Below are 6,035 nucleotides of genomic sequence, written 5' to 3' on the forward strand. Positions count from 1 at the left end.
AGCTTGCCGGCGCGAGGACGCAGGCGCGCGTGGGCGCCGAGCGGGAGAACTTTGACCGCCTCATGAAAGCCTCTGCCCTCAATGCCCAAAACGGCATTTTGCAGGGGATCGGCTTCATGAAGAGCTAAGGGGTGTGTCGTGCCACTCTATAGACCACAGAATCCGTTTGCCGACGCCAGCAGCCAGATGCAGGGCGCGGCGGCAACCATGGGGAAGCAGACAAAGATACGCGACGCCTATGACGCCATGAGCAAGGCATACACAGAAGGCGGCATTGACGCGCTGCAGACCAATCCGGACTTTCAGGATTATCACCATGCGCAAGCCTTTGGAAGAATAATGAAGGACAGGGCTGCATCCGAGAAAGGACGCATGGAGATGCTCCAGAATGCCAGGAAGATTGCCGAGCAAAATTACAATGACGTGCGTGCCGTCCTCATGCCTGGCCTTGAGGCATACAAATCCGGAGACATGAACACGTTTTCGGACAGCATGGTGAAGGCTTCCCAAGTGGTCAACATGCCCTACAGAATTGAACCGGCCGGTGATGGCAACTACAAACTGTTTTTTCGATCCGATGCAAAAGGCGGGTGGACCGATACCGGGAGGAAAATGACCGGCCAGGAAGTTTTTGAGATGGGCCGGAACTATCTGCGCGGCGAAATCAACGTCCTGAGCGGAATGGGGATGAAGTTGACGCCATATAATCAGCAGCAGGTTCTTGAGGGGATGCGCCGCGCCATGGCGACCAACGACACCAATGTGGAGAACATGGCCGATTATTCCAGGCACATTCCGTTGCTGAACGCCAATGGGCGAATAGTGGGCATGGCAATCCCGCAGAATCCGCTGGATGGCTCAAAGAATACCGAATACGACGCGTACGGGATGAATGGAAAGCCCCTGGGAAGGTTTGACGTGCAGGGAATTCTGCAACGGGGAATGCGTTTTGGGAACATGGTGCAGAAATCCGGCAGGGGAGCAGGAGGAAGCGGCAGGTACAGTCTTTCCTCCGGCGATATTTCCATCCTGAACAAATACGCCACCAGAACCGACCCGGAGACGGGTGAAAAGACCACGGACTACGGTACGGCGGCGTTCCTTGAAGGCATCGTCCGGCAAACAGGGTTGACTCCCCATGCCGCCATTGCCGCCTTTGAGGACAACGTGAAAATGGCAATGCAGAAGGGGGCGAGCCGCGAGCAGGCGGAAAAGTATGTCATGGCGCGTATGGGGCAGCCTCAGCCCAACGCCGCTGCCCCGCAGGCACAAAACGGGGCACATGGATCCCCCGCAGGCGGGGCGCCGGGTGGAGAGGCAAAGGCCGCGCCCGCCTCGCATGGCCGCATATTGAAGGCGGCCCATGCGGACGGCAAGGGCGCACAGCCTGAAAAGCATGACCCGAATGAAGGCACTCATCTGAAGCGGGCGCAAGACGCCGCATACCACTTCATGCAGGACATTGGCACTTTCATGAAGTCGGCAGGCGGCTCCCCCTATGAGGAAGAGGACGACCTGAACTACCTCCCGTAGTCGAGATTCAAACTGATAGCCGGAGATTGATAATGCCCAGACAACCCGCCAACCGCCCGACGAATACCGACTACTCCTCCCTGCTCCTTGATTTCACGGGGGTAGATTTCAACGGGAACAAGGCCCCGCAGGAAGCGCAGCAGGAGGAGCCTGGCTTCCTCTCCAAGCTCGCCAGCAGCGGCGAAGCAATCCTTGAGGGGATCGGCATGCTCCCCGGCGGCATCGTTGACACGGTGCGCGACGCCTGGGGCGGCGGCGACATTGACGTGACGGACAGGGCGGAGCTTGAGCGCCGCGCGCAGCGGGAACGGGAAAATGAAGAATACATCCGCAAGTACCAGGGCAAGACCCTTGAGGGCATCCCGGAGGCCATGATCTCGTTGCCATACGGTGTTGCGACCATGGGCGCGAGCCTTGGCGCAGGCGCAGCCGCGCTCCCTGCCGGGCCTGTTGTTGCGGGAGCGGCAGGCCTGGCCGCATCCGGCACCCTGGCGTATAGGGCGACCAAAGAAGATTTCATGTGGCGGATGTTGGGCGAAGCAGAGAAGGCGCTTGGCAGGATGCCAACCCAGGAAGAATGGGATCGCATTGTCGCCGAATTTGACGCCGAGGCCACGGAGCTTGGGCGTTGGGAAGCAGGCACGCAAGCCCTGAGCAACCTTTTCATGGCCAAGCTGCTAGGCCCTCTCGGCTCCAAGATTTTCAAGGGCGGCATGGGACAGGCCGCAAAGCGTTTCGCCGGTCTGCATGTGGAAGAGCAGGCCGAAGAAACATTCTCAGGTTGGGGGGAGGGTGACGTTGAGGCGCGCCTTGGCCTCCGTGACAAGGCTCCTACCGTCGTGGAGGCGTTCAAGGAGCAAGCCCCCGCAACATTCTGGCAGACAATGCTCATGGCCGGGGGCAAGAAGACCGCCGACCTTGTTGCCAACCGGATGCGCCGCCGCTCGGATGAAGCCGCGAGCAATGCAATCAACCCCGCAGCGCCATTCACGGAGGAAGAGCTTGCGGCCGGCTTGTCCGGCCCGACGTGGAAGGCGGAAGCCCCCCGCATGAGCGAAGAAATGTGGAACCGGGAGGCGGCCGCCCGTGGCTTTGACCACCTGCGAACCGACCTGAAAAAGCCCGATTCCATTGATGTGGCGGCCGATGCCGACTTCCTTATCGAGCAGGGGCGCGCCCCCTCTGTGCGCTACACGCCCATGCTTCAGGCGCTGGAAGCCGGAAGCACCATAGACCTCTTGCAACTGCCGCAGGACGCCTCCGGCATGGCCCAGGGCATCCACATGTTTGGGCTGCCCGAAGGCACGGGCGCGCAGGCAATGGGCACCAATGACACGGGGCTTGGGCCGATTGCCACGCCAACCGAGTATTATGAGCCAAGCCCGATTGCCACGCCCTACCAAGCCCGGCAGGCGCAGCCGCAAATGGAACAGGGCCTTGCCTCGCCGGCGCCTGCCGCGCCCGCGGCACAAAGGCAAGGTACGGAAGATTTTTTACGAAATCACGTTATGGTGGGCTCGACTCCTTCCGCCGGCCCGCAGCAACGTCCGCATGTCACGCCGCAAGTGCAGCCGGAATGGAATTACACGCTACCATCTTTCGTGACAGCGCAGTATCAGCAAGCAGTGTCGGAGGCGCAGACAAAATCCAAAGAATCGGGAACCGAACATCCGGCAAAACCGCACGAAAGCCGCGTTGAGCTGTTGCGGCAGCTTCCGCCGGAAAGCCGCAAGGAAGCCCGTCGCCTGAGCAACGCCCAGCTTCGGGATCGGGTGCGGGCAGAGCAAAACCCGGTGAAGTTTGACGGGGACGCCATCGGCTATACCGACGAGGATTACCCCATGCCCACCGCGCCGGGCGGCACTGTGTTCACCAGCGCCGGCGGGCGAAGGCTGGCTCCGTTTCCACAGGTGGATTATTCGACGCCACGCAAGCACAAGGCCAGCAACGCCAGGGTTGCGGCCTGGCTGCTGGACGAGGCCCGCAAGGAGGCCGCGCACAGCGAGTGGCGCTCGCTCTTGCTGCGCGACAAAAAAGCCGACAACCTCAGCCCGGCGGACGTGCAAGAGCTGGTGAATATCCTGTCCAACGGCGTGGAAAAAGACGCGCAACCGTCGTTTCTCAAGTCTTTTCCGGCGGAGACGGAGCGCAAGAGCGACGCGAAGGAAAAGACGGGGAAAGAGGACGGAAAGGAAGCTGTGACGGCCGCGCCGCAGGCGCAACAACAAGAGAAGAGCCCCCAGGCTGACAATAATGAGGAAAAGCCTTTTGCTACCGCTTCCGAAGCGGGCGTCGGCGTGGTAGAATCGGAAAAAACCGCGCAGGAGCAAAAACATGGGCGAAATACTCTACGGCGATCCGCAAAACAGCGAGTGGTGGATGAGCAGGTTGATCTGGCTCCTGGATTACAAACCGGACCTGATAAAGGAGATGTGGAACAGCCCGAACCACGAAAAGCTGCTGAGCGATCTGGACGCGGCGGCCATCCACGCCCTGAATCTCTACAAGATGCTGGACGAGATGCCGGAGGACGCCAGACAGGAAATGATCGCGGAAGCGATATGCCCGTCGGAGATGGACTTCCCGGACGAGGACACGCCCGAAGAGATGCGCGAGGAAATTCTGAACTGGGCGGAAAATCTGATAGAGTCAGCAGCCGAGACGGAGGACGGGCGGACGGTGACAATCAACGTGCCGTAAAAAGCGGGACCGGCAACAATCATCACATAGCCGAGGACGACGTGCTTGTGCCCGGCGGCGCTGCGGCGCGCGCCAAGGCGAATATCGCGGCCATCCGGCTGGTCAAACAGCTTGAAAAGGAAGGCCGCCCGGCCACGCCCGCAGAAAAGAAAATCCTCACTCAATTCACGGGCCGGGGGTCTCTGGCCCAGACTGTTTTCAATCCCGACTTTGTGCTCTACGCGCGGCTGGAAGGGCGCGGCGGAGGTTTGCCGCCGTACCTCTCTGCCGATGCCGTTTCCAAGTACCGCAAGTGGAAAAGTCAGTACGGCGAAGCCCTGCATCCCGACCTCGGCGGCCTGTTGACGGAAAAGGAGTGGGCCGCGGCCGAAAAATCCACGCTCAACGCCCACTACACTGACCGCAGGGTTATTTCCGTCATGTGGGAGATGGCGGAAAAGCTCGGCTTCCGGGGCGGCCGCGTTCTGGAGCCGTCCGCCGGGACCGGCCTCTTTTTCGGGCTCATGCCTGAGCGCCTCGCTCAAAATTCCTCCCTTGCGGGCGTGGAACTGGACGAGATGACCGGGAAAATCCTGACCTGTCTTTATCCCGACGCGGACATCCAAATCACGGGTTTTGAGAAAGCCAAGCGCCTGGGCGACAACTCCGTGGACCTGGTGATTTCCAACGTGCCGTTTGGGAATTATCCCGTGTTCGACAAGGCGCGCCCGCATTACGGCAGGCAATCCATCCACAATTATTTCTTTTCCCGCGCGTTGGACGTGGTGCGTCCGGGCGGGCTGGTGATGCAGATAACCTCGCATTACACGCTGGACAGTGGCAGCACCGCCAAACTGCGCGAGGCATGGAGCCGCAAGGCCGACCTTGTGGGCGCGGCGCGCCTCCCGGGTACAGCCTTTGAAAAGAATGCCGGAACTGAAGTCACTACGGACATTCTGATTTTCAGAAAAAAATCGGACAGCCGTTTCGAGCTGGGCCGCCCGTTCCGCAATGTGGTGCCTGTAACGACCAAAAGCGGCGATACGGTGTACGTTAATGAATACTTCGCCGCCACGCCTGTGGCGGTTCTCGGCGAGCATTCCCTGAGCGGCAGCATGTACGGCGACAAGGAATACGCCGTGCTGCCGAACAAGGATATACCCCTGGAAAATGAGCTGCGCGCGTTCATGGTGGAGCTGCCTGCCGATGTGTACGGAGCGGACGCCGGGAACATGACTGCGGAACAAAGCAGGGCCGGTTTTGCCGCTCAGGAGGGCTCCAAAGAAGGGGCTCTGGTGCTGGAGAACGGCGCGCCGTATTTCGTGGTCGACGGGCATCTTGAAATTCCGGCGTGGGCGGAGAAAAAGCGGCGGCGTGAACAGGCCCAGGCCTATGTGGGTGTGAAGGATGCGGCCTTGCGCCTCATTTCCGCCATGAACGTGGAGTCTGGCAATGAGCGGGTGGATGCGCTGCGCGGCGAACTCAATGCCGTCTATGACGCTTATGTGAAGAAATTCGGCCCCATCAATAAGCGCGGCAACGGTTTTCTGGAAGAGGACATTGAGTTTCCCACTGTGGCCGCCCTGGAACTGGTGACGCGGGAGCCTGTGGATACGGTGGTAAAAAGCGGGAAAAATAAAGGGAGAGTATTAACAATATGATGTAAATGTGTTATATCCCTCCAAAAGGAGAAACACATGGAAGCAAAGCCCGACTGCCCCAAGTGCCATGCCAGCACGGTATATCGAAGCGGAAAGATTCTGGGAAAACAACGGTATCGCTGCAAGAATTGTGGATTTCAATTTACTCGCACCACTCCACGG

The 6,035-nt window shown here is 59.9% G+C and carries 2 protein-coding genes; both read left to right on the plus strand.

What is annotated here, in order from left to right; all coding sequences use genetic code 11:
* Positions 1–378: 378 nt before the first annotated feature.
* A complete protein-coding gene (locus G7Y51_RS12890) occupies positions 379–1,533 on the plus strand; it encodes a hypothetical protein (RefSeq protein ID WP_165178110.1) in 1,155 nt (384 codons plus the stop codon).
* A 32-nt stretch (positions 1,534–1,565) separates the two neighbouring features.
* On the plus strand, positions 1,566–5,873 hold the full coding sequence (locus G7Y51_RS12895; protein ID WP_165178112.1) for a hypothetical protein: 4,308 nt from the start codon (positions 1,566–1,568) through the stop codon (positions 5,871–5,873).
* The last annotated feature ends 162 nt before the right edge of the window (positions 5,874–6,035 follow it).

This window comes from Desulfovibrio sp. ZJ369, assembly GCF_011039085.1.
In the GTDB taxonomy this organism is placed as follows: domain Bacteria; phylum Desulfobacterota; class Desulfovibrionia; order Desulfovibrionales; family Desulfovibrionaceae; genus Desulfovibrio.

Bases quoted from the DNA above. Each gene is read 5' to 3' on its own strand.
- G7Y51_RS12890 (WP_165178110.1), top strand. From the start codon at position 379: ATGCTCCAGAATGCCAGGAAGATTGCCGAGCAAAATTACAATGACGTG.
- G7Y51_RS12895 (WP_165178112.1), top strand. From the start codon at position 1,566: ATGCCCAGACAACCCGCCAACCGCCCGACGAATACCGACTACTCCTCC.